This is a genomic window from Leptospira paudalimensis (assembly GCF_026151345.1).
Taxonomy (GTDB): domain Bacteria; phylum Spirochaetota; class Leptospiria; order Leptospirales; family Leptospiraceae; genus Leptospira_A; species Leptospira_A paudalimensis.
On record NZ_JAMQPR010000001.1, the window covers coordinates 1,309,003 to 1,324,730 of the forward strand.

At 38.6% G+C, this 15,728-nt stretch carries 11 protein-coding genes; 2 read left to right on the forward strand and 9 right to left on the reverse strand.

Features of this window, described 5'->3' with window-relative positions:
• Window position 1 precedes the first annotated feature (1 nt).
• The 8 genes from ND855_RS06050 to ND855_RS06085 all read right to left on the reverse strand — a co-directional run bounded on the left by ND855_RS06050 (window position 2) and on the right by ND855_RS06085 (window position 11,682).
• Window positions 2-1,543, reverse strand: coding sequence for a TolC family protein (locus ND855_RS06050; protein ID WP_100727206.1), 1,542 nt, complete (start codon window positions 1,541-1,543; stop codon window positions 2-4).
• Between the two features lie 57 nt (window positions 1,544-1,600).
• Window positions 1,601-2,491, reverse strand: coding sequence for a succinate--CoA ligase subunit alpha (sucD, locus tag ND855_RS06055; RefSeq protein WP_100727205.1), 891 nt, complete (start codon window positions 2,489-2,491; stop codon window positions 1,601-1,603).
• Between the two features lie 12 nt (window positions 2,492-2,503).
• Window positions 2,504-3,673 (reverse strand): ADP-forming succinate--CoA ligase subunit beta, encoded by a 1,170-nt coding sequence (gene sucC, locus ND855_RS06060; RefSeq protein WP_100727204.1) that lies wholly within the window; start codon window positions 3,671-3,673, stop codon window positions 2,504-2,506.
• Window positions 3,674-3,836: 163 nt separating this feature from the next.
• Window positions 3,837-5,744, reverse strand: coding sequence for a sensor histidine kinase (locus tag ND855_RS06065; RefSeq protein ID WP_265357612.1), 1,908 nt, complete (start codon window positions 5,742-5,744; stop codon window positions 3,837-3,839).
• An 88-nt stretch (window positions 5,745-5,832) separates the two neighbouring features.
• On the reverse strand, window positions 5,833-7,095 hold the full coding sequence (locus ND855_RS06070) for a Vgb family protein (RefSeq protein ID WP_265357613.1): 1,263 nt from the start codon (window positions 7,093-7,095) through the stop codon (window positions 5,833-5,835).
• Between the two features lie 127 nt (window positions 7,096-7,222).
• Entirely contained in the window at window positions 7,223-7,909 is a 687-nt protein-coding gene (locus tag ND855_RS06075) for a hypothetical protein (protein ID WP_265357614.1), read from the reverse strand.
• 15 nt (window positions 7,910-7,924) lie between these two features.
• Complete coding sequence (locus tag ND855_RS06080; protein WP_265357615.1) at window positions 7,925-9,331, reverse strand: Lcl C-terminal domain-containing protein; 1,407 nt, start codon at window positions 9,329-9,331, stop codon at window positions 7,925-7,927.
• Window positions 9,332-9,369: 38 nt separating this feature from the next.
• Window positions 9,370-11,682, reverse strand: coding sequence for a SpoIIE family protein phosphatase (locus tag ND855_RS06085; RefSeq protein ID WP_265357616.1), 2,313 nt, complete (start codon window positions 11,680-11,682; stop codon window positions 9,370-9,372).
• Between the two features lie 134 nt (window positions 11,683-11,816).
• Between ND855_RS06085 and ND855_RS06090 the strand changes: the two genes are divergently transcribed.
• Both ND855_RS06090 and ND855_RS06095 read left to right on the forward strand, forming a co-directional pair.
• Entirely contained in the window at window positions 11,817-12,575 is a 759-nt protein-coding gene (locus tag ND855_RS06090) for an SDR family NAD(P)-dependent oxidoreductase (RefSeq protein ID WP_265357617.1), read from the forward strand.
• Window positions 12,576-12,620: 45 nt separating this feature from the next.
• Window positions 12,621-15,269: a PAS domain S-box protein gene (locus ND855_RS06095; protein WP_265357618.1), complete on the forward strand. Its 2,649-nt coding sequence runs from the start codon at window positions 12,621-12,623 to the stop codon at window positions 15,267-15,269.
• On the opposite strand, the gene ND855_RS06100 is transcribed toward ND855_RS06095, so the two are convergent.
• Window positions 15,245-15,679 carry a response regulator gene (locus tag ND855_RS06100; RefSeq protein WP_265359349.1) on the reverse strand — a complete coding sequence of 145 codons (435 nt, stop codon included), beginning with the start codon at window positions 15,677-15,679 and terminating at the stop codon, window positions 15,245-15,247. The two genes, ND855_RS06095 and ND855_RS06100, sit on opposite strands and share 25 nt — an antisense overlap.
• Between the last annotated feature and the right edge of the window lie 49 nt (window positions 15,680-15,728).

Sequence of the window (15,728 nt, forward strand, 5' to 3'; positions counted from 1 at the left end):
CTTAAAGATTTTCAGGAAGGAGTTTGGCTCGGTCCACTCCGTATTCTTCGAATAATGCATTTTTTGCCACATAGTATCTGTGTAAATTGATGTTGTAGTCAACTTTTGCTCTTACGAGTGATAACTGGTCTTGTACCAATGTGTCCAGTGCATTTTTTACGGCAAGTGCATTGAACCTGCCTTGTTGGAAGGAACGTAAAACACCATTGTAGTATTTTTTGGATTCCTCTTCCGTACGTTTTGCATTTTCCATCACTCGGAATGATGCTTTTAATATATCAATTCTTGTTTTGACATCATCTGAAACTGCTTTGACCAAATCAGCTTCCTCTAACGAGACCTGTCTTTTTTGGATTTCTGCATCACGGATTCCAACTTTTACCCCTTTGTCCATGATGGGGTAACTTAAGTCAAGAGACCCTTGCATCACTGGGTATTGGTAGGAAAAAACACCATGGCGGTTGTCAGAATAATTATTTTGAGGGCTAATGGTATTTTGAGCTTGGTAACCATACGTTCCCGCTGCTTTTAACGATGGTAGGGCTTCGTTTTTTGCCATCTTCATAGCAAGTTCTGCGTTTTCTTTTTTCCTTTGTATGGCTCGGAAATCAGCTCTGTGTTTGTATGCGTAATCGATATCAGATTGGTAATCCAATTTGTCGGGTAAAGTTTCAGAAAGTGGAGTTGTTTTTTGGAAAACAGTGTCTTCAGGAAGGTTCAGGGAACGAATCAGTTTTCGTCTCGCTTCTTCTTTTTCTGCACTTGCTTGGGCCATTTGGCCTTCCACTTGGGAAAGTAGGGCATTCCATTGGTTCACTTCGAAACTTTCCGAAAGTCCAAGCCCTTGTTTGCGAATCGTTAGATCCCTTACATTTTTTGTATTTTTTAACAATTGTTCGAAGGTTTGGTATCCCGATTCTTTTACAGAATAATTCCAATAATCGACAAGAGTAGATACCACTTTGGAAGCAACTTGGTCTTCCATTTGTTCCCGCATGATTTCTGTTTGGTTTTCTAAGATTTTTTCCATATTCCTTTCATTGGCACCAAACGCATTTTTAAGCAAGTCTTGGGCAATGGTAACGGATAAGGAATCCGTATACAGAGGAGGGAGTCCTAATGCTGTAAATCCAGCAGGAGTTTGGTTCGGATTTTCAAACGCGTTTGAGTCAAAACGTTGTGACCTTGCTTCTAGTTTGAAGTAAGTTCCTGTAGTGAACAGTTTTTCAATCCCAGCACTGTAGGTGTTGGTTTGGGTTTTTGTTCCCGTAAAGATGTTGTTTTGGTTAAAAGGGAACTTCTTTTGGTCGATTTCTGCTTTGGATATCGCACGCCAAGAATACTTGGCTTCAAATTTCATTAAATTGGTATCAGCTTTTGCTAATTCCAAACGTGCTTGTAACACTTCGCGGTTGTTTTCAATCGCATACCGAACCGCATCCTTTAAACTTAAGGTAAACCCTTTATCGTCCGATTCGGCGGCAAGAAGGCCGAAGGAAATGAAGAGAACCAATGCACTAGAAACCCATGAACGTTGTTCCATACTCTTAATTCAGACTCCTCATTTCCCCTGCAAAGTTGTTTTTTTTGAAAAAAACCCTTATTTTTTAAGGGCCAATTTCATTTTATCTCCCACTTCCCCAATATGAGCACAAATGCTCACACCAGCATCTTGCATTGCTGCAATTTTGGAAGTAGCAGTTCCCATTCCCCCTGAAATGATCGCACCGGCATGGCCCATACGTTTTCCTGGAGGAGCAGTTTGCCCTGCAATAAAACCGACAACTGGTTTTTTCACATGAGCTTTGATGTAAGCAGCAGCTTCTTCTTCGGAAGTTCCACCAATTTCACCAATCATCACGATCCCTTCTGTATCTGGGTCTTCGTTAAGGAGACGAACCGCTTCTACGTGGTTCATCCCTGGAACTGGGTCACCCCCGATCCCAATACATGTAGACTGGCCAAGGCCTGCCGCAGTGAGAGAAGCAACGGATTCATATGTTAAGGTTCCAGAACGGGAAACGATTCCAATGTTTCCTGGAGTGTGGATAAAACCTGGCATAATTCCCATCTTTACATTGTAACGAGGGTTAATGACACCTGGGCAGTTAGGTCCCACAAGTTTTGTTTTGGAATTTCGTAAAACACTGTACACTTTTAACATGTCGTGAGTTGGGATTCCTTCTGTGATACAAACCACGAGAGGGATCTCTGCAAAAATTCCTTCTAGGATTGCATCCGCAGCAAATGGAGGTGGAACAAAAATGACAGCAGCGTTTGCTCCGTCTTCCTTCATTGCGTCTTTGATAGTATTGCGTACTGGTGCAGTTTTTCCGAACTCAGAAGTCCAAATTTGTCCACCCTTTCCTGGTGTAACACCTGCTACCACTTTGGTACCATATTCTAACATTTGCGTTGCATGGAAGGATCCTTCTTTTCCAGTGATCCCTTGTACAACGACTCTTGTATTTTCATCTACTAATACAGCCATGTTTTTAGTTTCCTATTTTTTGATTAGGGAGACAATTTTGTCTGCCGCGTCACGGAGTCCTTCTACTCCCACAATGTTCATACCAGATTCGTTCAGGATTTTTTTCCCTTCTTCTGCGTTGGTTCCTTTCAACCGAACCACAACCGGTACCGATACGTTTACTTTTTTAGTAGCTTCGATGATACCAACCGCAACACGGTCACATCGTACGATTCCACCAAATACGTTCACAAAAATTCCCTTCACATTTGGATCGGAAAGGATGAGTCTAAATCCGTTTTCCACAGTGGTTGGATTTGCTCCACCTCCGACGTCAAGGAAGTTAGCAGGTTCTGCACCAGCAAGTTTAACGATGTCCATGGTTGCCATCGCAAGACCGGCACCATTCACCATACAACCGATGTTTCCATCTAACTTCACGTAGTTGAGGTTGTATTCTTTTGCTTTTACTTCGTAAGGATCTTCTTCCGAAATGTCACGGAGTGCTTCGTTGTCTGGGTGACGATAGAGTGCATTTTCATCCAAGTCCATCTTACAGTCACCTGCAATGATTTCGTTTTGTTTGGTAAGGATGAGGGGGTTAATTTCTAAAAGTGCTGCATCTTCTTTGATGTAAGCATTATAGACAGAATTCACTAGGGCAGTGAATGATTTTTGTGCTTCCGCAGGGATTCCAAGAGCGAATGCAAGTTCTCTGACTTGGGAACCTTGGATTCCAATTCCTGGATCAATTTGGATTTTGATGATCTTTTCAGGGTGAGTTTCCGCAACTTCTTCAATTTCCATACCACCTTCAGTAGAAGCCATGATAATGGTTTTGCGAATTGCTCTGTCGAGGAGGATGGAAAGGTAATATTCTTTTGCGATTTCAAGTCCTTGTTCTAAATACACTTTTAGGACTTTTTTCCCTTCTGGACCCGTTTGAGGGGTGATGAGTTGCATTCCGAGAATTTTCTCAGCTGCTGCTTTGGCATCGTCTTTTGTCTTTGCGACCTTCACTCCGCCACCTTTTCCTCGTCCACCTGCGTGGATTTGGGCTTTTACCACCACTACTGGTGATTTTTGGACAACTTCGCTATATGCCTTTTCGAAATCACCGACTGTGTCGATGACCTTTCCGAATGGAACGTTGGCATTGTGTCTACGTAGGATTTCTTTGGCCTGGTATTCGTGGACTTTCATGGATTTCCTTATGTCATTGGTTCGTCCGAAAGCTTTCGCCAACGGATCACTAGGGTAAGCCTCAAGGGTTGGGTGAGATTGTCAAGACGGATTGAAAGGAAGTGAACAAAGAGGAGAGTGGGAAGTGAGATATGAAAGTTGTGTCTTGATTCCGATTTCCTTTTTACACCCTTAGTGTTTCCTCTGGGTTTTTGGGGAGCCTTACAAAAAATCTGGAACCTTTTTGTTCTTCACTTTCCACAGTGATCTCACCACCAAGAACCTCTACTTGTGATTTGGTGATGAATAGACCAATCCCTCTTGCGTCTTCATTGCGGTGGAATGTTTTGAACATCCCAAAGATTTTGTTCCCATGTTTCTCCAAATTGATCCCAAGGCCATTGTCTTCGACCAAAATGGTGATTTGTTCATTTTTTTCTTCGATTCCCACTTTGATCCAAGCACCTTGTTTCAAACGTACATATTTTACGGCATTGGATAGAAGGTTGAGTAAGATGCTTTCTAAATAAGCAGGGATGGTTCTTATGGTAAGCCCCTCTGGAATTTGTACATCCACTTGGATCTTTCGCAATTCGATGGAACCACTGAGGATCGAAAGAGTTTTATCCACTTCTTTTTTTAAGGAACAAAATTCCATAGGCTTATTCAATGTTTGGTTAATGGAAATGATATCGTTCAGATGGGAAATTGTTTCTTCCAATTGGATGGAGGACGCATGTAACATATCGATCAGATTCTTTTTGTCTTCTTCTGATTTTGATTCTTCTAACAATTGGATAAGAGAAGTGAAATTGGATGAATGTTGTCTTATGTTGTGAGATACGATGTAAGCAAAGTTTTGTAATCGATTGTTTTGGATGCCTGTAAAATGTAACATTCGATTTGTATTTTCCAGTGCTTCAATTTCTTCGGTTATATCGAATCGTATGGATAGATATGCTTCAATTTCATCTTGAAGGTTGTATAGAGGGTGGATAAAGGTTTGAAGCCAAAAATAAGTGCCATCTTTGGATTTGTTTTTAATGACCCCTTCCCAAGTTTTTCCATTTTTGATTTGTTCCCAAAGTTCTTGCCAAAAATCTTTTTTATGATAATCCGAACTTAATATTTTATGGTCCGATCCAATGATTTCGGATTCTGTAAACCCAGAAATTTTAATAAATTTTGAATTTGCTCGTATGATGATCCCTTCGGGATTTGTGACACTCACAATGGATGATCTTTCAATTGCATTTAAAACAGAGGTTAGTTTTCGATTTTGTTGTTCGATTGTATTCTGTGTGTTTTTAAGTTCTGTGATATCTAAAAAACTAGCTGTGGCTCCTTCTAAGTTTCCATGTTCATCAAAAAGTGGAGTCGCATTCACGTTTAACCATTTTACATGACCATCTTCCGATATAATTCCATGTTCACAATTGTAGACTGTGATTTGTTTTCCAAGAGCTAATGCTAATGGTAGTTTGTCTGTAGGGAAAGGGCTTCCATCTTCATTGATTTGTTTCCATTCCTTTGAACTGAAGTATCGGTTTTCAATTTGTTCCAATTCCAAATCTAAAATTTCGGAAGCACTTTCATTTGCATAAAGGATTTGTCCTTGCAAATTCACAACTACAACACCGTTGATCATTGTCCTTAATAAACGATCGAGTTTTGTTTCTTTTTGTTTTAGGATTTTTTCTGCGAGGATGGCATCTGTTAACTCTTCCATCGAAATTGTATAATGGAAAGAATCCAAACGGGTTAGTTTGAGTAAGTAAGTTTGGTTTTGGATTCCAAAGTAGTGGAACTTATTTTTTGCAATTACCTCTTCCCATTGTCTGTGTTCGTTCCAAACAGATTGGATTTCGTGGAATAATTCTGTTTCAAATAAAAATGGAAAGAATGATCCAATGGTTAAATCAAAGCCTCCAAGTTCAGGAATCCGTTGGAGTTCCATCGCTTTGGAGTTCGAAAATAATAATGAATTTTCTTTATCAATCGTTTGGGATTTAGATTCAAATAAAAAAACAGAATAGGGCAATTGGTTTGCGAAGGAATAAAAGAACTCTGATTGATGGATCGCTTCGTTCATAAAGAATCGGTAGCCAATCCAAATGAATCGCTACCTTCTCAAGAACCATGAGACGAAATAATTGGTGAAGAACTGTGATTTTTTTCGGCTAAAATTTATTCCAATAGGGTGAAAGCCTAACGGAATCACAAAAACTTCCAATTGATTTAGTATCGAGTAAATCAAAACGGTTTGAACTATGGGGAGAGAGGTAAATCTCACCAGCTTGCCCGATGACACCTCCCCGGTAGGAATTTGTACTTGGATTTGCCATTAAAACTCTGATTTCAGAGTTATTGGAATCGATGGAAATAAAATTCGCATAATTTAAGGGAATGGGATAGAGCCTTCCGTTAGGTGCTAGTACAACTCCGTTAAACATGGCAGTGCCAGCGCTGGGAATTGTACCCGCATTGACAACTTTGTCGTTATCTTTTGTGTCTACATAATAAACTGTCGAAGCATTATAAGGTATGATATAGATACGGCCGTTAGGTGTATAGATTCCTGATATATAATTACTTGCACCACCGAAAGAAAATGGAATCGTTGTGACTGATTCTGTAAATGTGTCTAGAATATGTATATTCGTTGCCGTATGAGGAATAAAGTAGATTTTACCTTCGGGAGTTAACACACCATTGGCGAAGATTCCTCCACTCACAGGTGTTGCAACAGAACCAATCGTTCCTTTTTTCGTGTCATAATACCGGATTGTTGATTCCCCACTTGGAACGTAATAAATTTTTCCATTCGGAGCATACACACCACCATTGTAAGCTGCCCCTCCCATGGAAATCGATGTTATGTTCGTCAATGTATTATTTGAAGTATCCAGTTTGAAAAAAGTATTATTGGTATGAGGGGAAAGGTAAATGATTCCATTTGGACCTAAGGTTCCGCCTATAAAATCCACATTTCCTGGAACAGTTGCTGCTGATTCATAATTTTTTGTAATGGGATTAATGGTGACTATTTTAGGTGAGTTATAAGGTAAGAGATAAACATTTCCATTTGGTGCACTGAGTGCACCTTGGAAAGCTGTTGAGGCAGCGCCGGTTACTGCTGCGACAGTATTTGTATTGTATTTGATTAAGGTCTCTTCACCACTAGATCCAAGTGCAAATTGAGTTTCTACTTCTTGTTTTACCTGGATCCAATTCTCAGGCAAATGTGTTTCTTCGTAACTTAAGGAACAAGCAGGTATCCGAACTTTGTAACCACACAGGTAACTCCTGTCCTTCACTACAAAACGTAACAGTAAAGAATTTATATAATTCTCCGAGCCCACATCACAATTGTTAGAGATATTTCCATTCGTACAATGGGATAAAAAAATGACAAAAATGAGCAGAGTAAAATTTCGGAGCATAAACATTCTGAATTTGACGTTACTGGTAATCGCATTCGAATCGCAATCAAGTTTAGAAAATTCCCCAAAGATTACTTGCGGAATTGTCCGTATCGAAGTTGGGAAAGTTTCTGACATTATAACGATCTCAAATGGGTCGGTGTAAGATCTTTTTCCCAGAAGTGTTTATGACGGGAAAAAAATTTGGATCTCGCTCTGGATCTGCGAGTAATAATTTTACATCTCGAATTTTTTCATAACATGCTTTCATGAATAATTGATGTCCACATCCAAGTAAATGGTAACCTTCATGAACGAGAGTAGAATTTGGACTAGTGAATAACAACTGTATGGTGGAAATGTATTTGGCTTTGATATAACCTCTTGTATTGGTGTTTCCTTCTACGGCTCCTTGTAATTCTAATTTGAGACCAACACCAACAAAAATTCCGAGAGTGACAATTTCAAAAACAATATCTCCCCAAGTTCTGCCTTTTAAATACAAAAGTCGATCACATTCATCGGACATTCTCATGTTCATCATGTATTCGAGTATATCTGTCCCATAAAAACCAGGACGTTCCGTTTCAAAAAGAATTTTAGGCACTGCCTTTAATTGGTAGAGTTTTAATTCTTCGTTCCAACTTTCGAAAAGAGTGACGACATCTCCATCCAAAATTCCTGTTTCTTTGACTACACAGACTCGGAAACTTGCTTGATCTCCAAAGTTTATGGAATTTCTTATTTTCTCTTGGTGAAACCCAACGGTTGTACAAGTTGTGAGAAATAGAAGAAAGAGAAGAGAACTATAAAAAAATTTTAATTTGGAATACAAATGAAAAAGAATCCTTTAATAATCGGTAACACAACGAGTTCGAACGGTAGCATCTGTTTTTAATGTTGGTCCACCACCAGAACCAGCAAAATCAGTGACATACGCTTGGGTAGATGGATTTCCAAGGACAGGGCTTGACGACCAAAACGATGCAGATGCCGTATTGGGAAAATAAAGAGCATTAAAACCTGGAGTTCCAAAATTAAATCGGTAATCTTTTAATGATATTAATTCATTCGCATTGGGAAGTCGCCATGTTTTACCAGCAAGTGTTAAACCTTGGCAGTAATTAATGGCAGCAGACCATTGGAATGCGCTATCAGTTCCACCAGAACAAGTTGCCACATTGGGTTGGCCTGCTGTACATTTTTGCCAAAGAAGAGCAGTATCTAAATCCAAGATGGTTCCATCCGATTGGTCGATGAAACGTTTGATAAATGTATTTCTTGGAGTCGCAACACAACGTAAGTAGTGCATATCTGTATAATTTCCAAATCCAATGGAGGATTGGATATACGTAGGATAAAATGCTCCTGTACTTGCTGCGTTGGAAGTATTGGATTTATAATTAAAACTGGCTGTTTGAGGAAAGTATGTCGAATTGATAGAAGGGTTTTCTGTGGTGTGGTCAAACGTGGTTAAGTATTCTTCCATCTCTGGGACACGCCAATCAGTTCGATCGGCAAATCCGGAACCAGCATTTAAACTTGCACATTCCGTTTGTGCGTCTGTATACGTAAAGGTTTCTGTTCCCGGAGTACCACATCCAATACCAGTTCTCCCTCGGTGACAACTTGTCCATACAAGACCTGTTACTAAATCAGTTGTGATTTCAACGCCGGAAACAAGAGTTGGTCCCACAAAATTCGTGTTAACTCCTCTTCGCAGTTGGCCATCTTGGCCTGGGATCACAGTACATGTTGCATCAAAATTGCCCGAACCATCATAACACACTGTGATATTTGTCTTTGGAGGAGTTTTCCCCATCCATGCTGGTTTGTATACACAACTTGCACTTCCTTTTGGGTTACTTGCAGTGATTGTGAATTGGACTTGGTTAGCCTTCCATCCATTGTAAGTGCCTTCGAGTGAATTTGAAAAAAAAGAAAAAACCACACCAGGAGGAAGGGGAGGATTACTGGAAAAACTTAGCCGATTCCCATCTGTTTCAAATGCTTCCAAAAAAAAAGTTCCATTTCGTTTGGGAATGAGAGGAGGACAAATTAAGTAGGTTGGTGGGTTTACTTTTAATACCACACCACAATGAGGTGACTCATCAAAATTAATATAACGCAAAAGTAAACTGTCTTTGTATTGGTCTGATTTAGGGTCACATAAATTTTCTAAATCGGACTGATTGCAAGAGAAGAAGGTAATCACACAGAGACAAAGTAGAAATAACCAAATTTGGAACTGTGTCATAAAATGAATGCTAAACGGTAATTCTGATAACTTCCCCTTTAGGTCGGAATTTCATCAACAATTTTCTGTCTAAACGTCTCAATTTGAGACTTTAATTGTTCAATTCGATTTGGATCTGAAGGGATAAACGATGTTAGTTGTAACGTCTTTTCCGCTTTTGGCAGATTGCCGATAATGAGGTACAATTGAACAAGTTGTATTAAATTTGATAAATGACCAGGGTTACGCAAACGGATTCTCTCACCCATATCGATGGCCTTTCCGTATTCTTTTGTTTGTTTGTAAGTAAAGGATGCCAAATAAATTAAATCTGTGTCACCAGGGTATTCTTCTAAATAGGTATTTAATTTCTCTGCTGCCAAATTGTACTCTTTCATGCGTACGAGGAGGCGTATGAGTGCCCTTTGGATTTCTCTATTTTCTGGGTTGATTCGGTTTGCGTCTAAAAGACTGGTTTTTGCCTCTTCTAATTGGTCCAATTTGATTTGTGACTTTGCTTTACGCATCAATTCATACGATTCTTTTCGAATGGCTCTTGGTGGTTGGTCCAGATTTTCTTTAAAGGTTATCCGCATCAGACTTAAATCATCAGTCAGTTCTCCCATGGAGAGGATGGATTGGTAAATTTCTTTTAAATTTCCATTCCCTCGTTCCACGTGTCGCAAAAATAATTCCTCATCATGGTTGATTTTTCTAGCTGTGGTTTCCGTTACAAATTCGATGTCATCCCTTCCGTCAGAACCAAGGATGAGTACATCTCCTGGAATCAATTGTAAAGTAGAGATTTCGAGTGATTTTTCGGAAAAGGGTGTTCCCAATTTGCGGAGTTCTGAATTGTTTTTGATAAATTCCGCAGTTCCCTTTCTATACAACACCGACCATGGATGTTCTGCGTTTAAGTAATACATAAGGCCAGTTTCGTCATCGATCAGTCCCATAACCATAGAGACTAACATAGAACAGTCGAAGCTCTCAAAAATATGATGGAGTTCTTGGTATGCGTTTTTGATCCACCGTTCTGCATACAATAATTTAACAGACTCAACTGCATTGGATCGTTCCAAGATGGATTGTACAGCAGCTCCAAGTACAAGAACCCCACCTGCACCTTGTAACGATTTTCCCATGGCATCTGCATTGAGAAAAAATGTATAATCTTTGCCTCGCAATGTAATGGTGCGAGTGATACAGATATCTCCACCAATTTCATTTTCCCTTCCATGGAATAAAAACGTCTTTTTTTGTTTGATCAAAAAATCTGTTTTTACATGTGTTCCAATGGTTTTGTTCAAACTAAGAGGTTTAATTAAAAGGGAAGTGAGAAAATAATCTCCATCTTGTTGTTTTTTTAAAGTTTCAACGGTTTCTAAACTGTTTCTTAATTCTGAAGTTTTTGCCTCAACTAATTCTTGTAAGTTTTCCCGAATCCTCCCAACTTCTCTTGTTGCCTTTTCGTAATTCTCTGCAAACAAAATAAATTCTTTGTCAATGGATAGTATGGGAAGGGCACCTCTACCTCCAGTAGCAAGGCTATTGGCTGATTCATTAATTTGTTCCAATGTTAGATTAATGGATTGGAAAAACATAAAAATCAATATCACTGCCTCGACAAAAGTCATTCCAATGAAAGCTGTAATTTTAAATAAACTGGCATTTCCAAAGGAAATGAAGACTGAAAGTACACTGAGCGATAGAAGAATTAAAATTAATAAAAATACAAATTTGCCCTTTAAACTTAGGATTCCATAGTTTTTATGAATTGATACATCTCGGTATGCTAAGATTTTTTTGATCTCAACTCTTTTGTTACCTGTAAAATAATCGGAGATGATGTATGAAAATCCTCCGTAAACAAATACTGCCGAAAGCCAACCAATGGAAACTAATACTAACTCGTACATTGGGTGGTGACAAATGATATGGGTAATGGAAACAGAAACAAAGACCATTACCGCATAACGAATGGCAGCATACATGTTTTCCTTTGGTAAATGGATCAGCGTATTCAAATTGTTTTCTAATTCCAAAATATCTTTGTGGCGAATGGTGTCGTTGTATCGTAAAAACAGGTTTAGTTTTTTTAAGTCGTTACGAAATCCACCATAACCAAGAGGAGTGAGGATTCCAAATTCAATGCTATGTCCGACAGCAGCAAGGAAGGTAGCAAATACAAAAACGTACACAACTTCCGGATGGTTCTCGGTGGAAAAATCAGGGATGAGTGCAGATCCAAAAAAATAAGCATAAAATGCACCAAAAAAGGCACCTTGGAGAGAGAAGAATACAATGGCAAAACTGTAAGAAATGAACCTGTGTAAGAATTTGAATAATTGATCAAAGAACCGACTCATTGTGATCCCCAAGGAAGACAAAGTATAAGGTTGTCTCAAACCTAAGTAAACATATTTTTAAATAATATGAAAAAAAGTTAGATATCTCATTAAAAAAAACTTTCAACAAGATCCATACAAGTTAGGTTTCGCCAATGGAATTAAAAAACAAAAGAATTGTAGTTACGGGTGCAGGATCAGGTATTGGAAAGGAAACCGTCTTGCAGATGTTAAAACATGAAAACGTGAAAATTTTAGCCTGTGACTTGAATGAAAAAAATGTAGTGTCTCATCCCAATGTAATTCCTTATAAATGTGATGTTTCGAAACCAGAAAATTTAGATAAACTCTTAAAAGATGCAGATAAAAAATTGGGTGGGATTGATATCTTTTTTGCGAATGCAGGTTTTGCGTATTATGAAATCATCCAAGAAGCGAGTTGGGATCGTATCGACAAGATTTTTCGAACAAATGTTTACTCTCCCTTTTATACTTTGGTGAGTTTGAACAAACACAGGACCTCTCCCTGTTTATTTGTTGTGACCGCCTCTGCGATGAGCCATTTGCCTCTGCCTGGTTATGCCTTGTATTCGGCAACCAAGGCTTCTGTTAGGTCCTTTCTCGATGCCTACCAATGTGAACTAAGACCTGGAAACCGTACGATGATTGTGTATCCAATTGCCACTAGGACACAATTTTTTGACTCAGCTGGGAAACAAGTACCTGTACCATTTCCAAGCCAAACGCCAGAAACCGTTGCAAAACAAATTGTGAATGGGATTTTGAGAGACAAAAAAGAAGTTTTCCCATCCTTTTTGTTTCGATTCATTCAAATCTTAGATCGATTTTTATTTTTTCCGCTTAAAATTTACCAAAAAATAGAAGCGGTAAAATTGAATTCGCATAAATCTTAAGTCTACTGCATAGTGGACACTATGCAGTCTTCCGAGGAAGGATCAATGCCTAATATTTCGACAGAGGTGGGGAACCATCTAAATGTCGAAGTTGATCTTTTAAAAACAATCATGGACGTTAGTTCCACCGCGATTGTTTTGCTGAACCCACAAGGGCAGATTTTATATGCAAACCCTGCATCTGAGTCTGTCCTTGGCATTAAACTCAATGATATACTATCTAGAACCTATGATGCACCACAATGGAAAAACACTTCTCTTGATGGAGGACCGTGGCGAGAGGAAGACCAACCATTTAATGTCGTGCTCAAAACAAAAAAACCGGTCACGGACATTCGGCATGCAATTGAAGATTCATTTGGTGTTAAAAAATACTTATCCATTAATGGATCTCCTGTTTTTGACGAAATGGGTGAACTCCGTTCCCTTGTATTTTTAATTACCGATATCACAGAAAACGTTTTAAAACAAAAAGCATTAGAAGACAGTGAAGCAAAATATAGATCGATCACCGAACTTTCGTTAAGTATGGTGTATGATTTGGACATCAAAACAGGTGTGAACCAATGGGCTGGTGCCATCCAGGAAATTACTGGTTTTACTCCTGAAGAGTATAGGGCCATAGGTTATGAAGCTTGGATGATCCTCATCCATCCTGATGACAAAGAAAAAACCATCCAATTATTTAAAGAGGCGATGGCAAAAAAAACAAAGTTTTCCTATGTGTATCGGTATCGAACAAAAGATGGAAAATATGTTTATATAGAAGATAATGGAGTCTTTTTATACGATAAGAATGATAGCGCCTATCGAATGTTTGGTGCGATGATCAACCGTACTGAACAAATAAAAGCAAACTTAGCTTTAAAAGAATCTGAGTCTAGGCTTCTTATGTCTTTGGATGCTGTCAAAATGGGAATTTGGAGTTGGGACATTGACCAACGAAATATATATTGGTCACCCCAAACGTATGAGATTTATGGTCTCGATCCAGATGGTCCAGCGATCACTGTGGAAAGGTATCTCAGTTTAAATGATCTCGATGATTTGCAAAAGGTCTCAGCGGAAATCCAACTCTTAAAAGACGATCCTTCCCGGTCTGGATACAGAATCCAACAACGAATTTTTCATGCGGATGGAACAGTACATTGGGTCGAGTCTCGTGGAAATTTAATCCGAGATAAAGATGGAAAACCAGTTCGATTGATGGGAACTTTACTCGATGTCACCGAATCTAAGTTAGCTGAAGAAGCACTGCGAACTTCCGATGAAAGATTCCGTGCTTTTTACCAATTTTCAACGGAAGCATTTTTGATATTTGATGAAAATTCTCTTAGAGCGAAAGACTCTAACTTTGCCTTTCAGAATCTATTTGGATATTCAAGTGATGACACAAAAAATTTAAAAATCCGCTCTTTACTCACACCAGACTCACTCCAAAAAATTAGAGAAAAAATTGCAGACAATTCGAGTGATTCGATTGAGATCCTTTGCAAAAGAAAAAATGGGGAAGTGTTTCCCGCTTTGGTTTCCATCAAACGGTTTAAGTACAATCAAACAAATTCAATCGCGTATAGTATTTTTGATTTGAGCCCTCTGAAAGAAGTGGAAGAACTCCGCCAAATCAATTCGGAAATACGCGAAAAAAACAAACTCATTGAGAAACAAAAAATCGAACTGGAAATGGCGTTTGAGAATTTAAAACGTACACAAGAACAACTTGTACAATCCGAAAAACTAGCTGCACTTGGGCAGTTGATAGCAGGGATTGCGCACGAAATTAATAATCCGATAGGTGCCGTAAAAGCATCCAATCAGAACATGATGGATTGGCAAAAACGATATGGGATCGCCTCACAATTGTTTCGTGAAGCGATCCTTAGTGTTCCTAGAGAAGAACAAGTCATTCTGAAAACGATTCTTTCAAACCTTGACCAACCAATCGAGTTTTATACTGGAAAAGAAGAACGATTACGTAAAAAGAAGAACAAAGAAATTTTGATCCAAAATGGAATTAAAACGGATGATGCTGATGAATTTGCAGAAGCATGGGTGGAATTAGGAATTGGAGAATTGGAAGACAAATACATTCCACTTTTCAGGTCCCATTATTTAAGAGTTTTTCTAGATTATTTAGCACTTGAAATCCAGTTCCGTCGGAACACTCGTTCCATCCAATTGGCGGTTGATCGAGTATCAAAAATCATGTATGCTTTAAAAAACTTTTCTCATTTTGATTCCACAGGAAAAAAAATCAAAGCATCGATTCAGGAGACAATTGAGACGGTTCTTACCATTTACCAAAACCAATTGAAAAGGGGAATTACCTTAATTAAACATTATGATGAGATTCCACCTATAGATTGTTATCCGGATGATTTATTACATGTTTGGACAAATCTAATTTATAATTCCTTACAAGCCATGTCCTTTACTGGAAAATTGATGATCACAATTAAAGACTGTGGTTCCGAAGTTTTGGTATCCTTACAAGATTCTGGACCTGGGATTGAACCAGGAATCCGTTCCAAAATCTTTGAACCTTTTTTTACTACCAAACCTCCTGGAGAAGGAAGTGGGCTCGGACTTGACATCGTGAATAAAATTGTGAAACGGCATGGTGGAAGGATTGATTTGTCTTCCAAACCAGGGGAAACTATATTTTCGATTTATTTACCAAAAGGATCTTCGTGATCAATGGCTTGGGTGATGGCTGTGATGAGTTCTTTTTCGTCCCAAGGTTTTTTCAAACAAGTGACAAGCCCAATCTCTTTTTCTAAAGCAGTTACTAATTTTTCATCAGCAAAACCTGTGATGATGACTTTTTCTATCGAAGGAAATCGTTTGTGAACCTTTCGTAAAAATTCATCACCGTTCATTCCAGGCATAGACCAATCGGAAATAATGACCGCAACAGAATTTCTTTCTTCTTCTAATTCTAAAATTAAATCCCATGCTTCGTTGGCATTTTCTGCCGTTAAGTATTTGAATCTCTCTCCAAAATGGTGTTTCACTTGGGATTTCATGCTCAGTAAAATGATGGACTCATCATCAACGAAGAGAATTCCTTTTTTCCCATTTTTATTTTCAGTGAGAATTTCCACAGGACAAAGTTTTATCCGTTCTCTTTTAGATTGCAAGTAAATCTTGCCA

Excerpts from the sequence above, each read along its gene's own strand:
- ND855_RS06050 (WP_100727206.1), bottom strand. The coding sequence starts at position 1,543 with ATGGAACAACGTTCATGGGTTTCTAGTGCATTGGTTCTCTTCATTTCC.
- sucD (WP_100727205.1), bottom strand. The coding sequence starts at position 2,491 with ATGGCTGTATTAGTAGATGAAAATACAAGAGTCGTTGTACAAGGGATC.
- sucC (WP_100727204.1), bottom strand. The coding sequence starts at position 3,673 with ATGAAAGTCCACGAATACCAGGCCAAAGAAATCCTACGTAGACACAAT.
- ND855_RS06065 (WP_265357612.1), bottom strand. The coding sequence starts at position 5,744 with ATGAACGAAGCGATCCATCAATCAGAGTTCTTTTATTCCTTCGCAAAC.
- ND855_RS06070 (WP_265357613.1), bottom strand. The coding sequence starts at position 7,095 with ATGCTCCGAAATTTTACTCTGCTCATTTTTGTCATTTTTTTATCCCAT.
- ND855_RS06080 (WP_265357615.1), bottom strand. The coding sequence starts at position 9,331 with ATGACACAGTTCCAAATTTGGTTATTTCTACTTTGTCTCTGTGTGATT.
- ND855_RS06085 (WP_265357616.1), bottom strand. The coding sequence starts at position 11,682 with ATGAGTCGGTTCTTTGATCAATTATTCAAATTCTTACACAGGTTCATT.
- ND855_RS06090 (WP_265357617.1), top strand. The coding sequence starts at position 11,817 with ATGGAATTAAAAAACAAAAGAATTGTAGTTACGGGTGCAGGATCAGGT.
- ND855_RS06095 (WP_265357618.1), top strand. The coding sequence starts at position 12,621 with ATGCCTAATATTTCGACAGAGGTGGGGAACCATCTAAATGTCGAAGTT.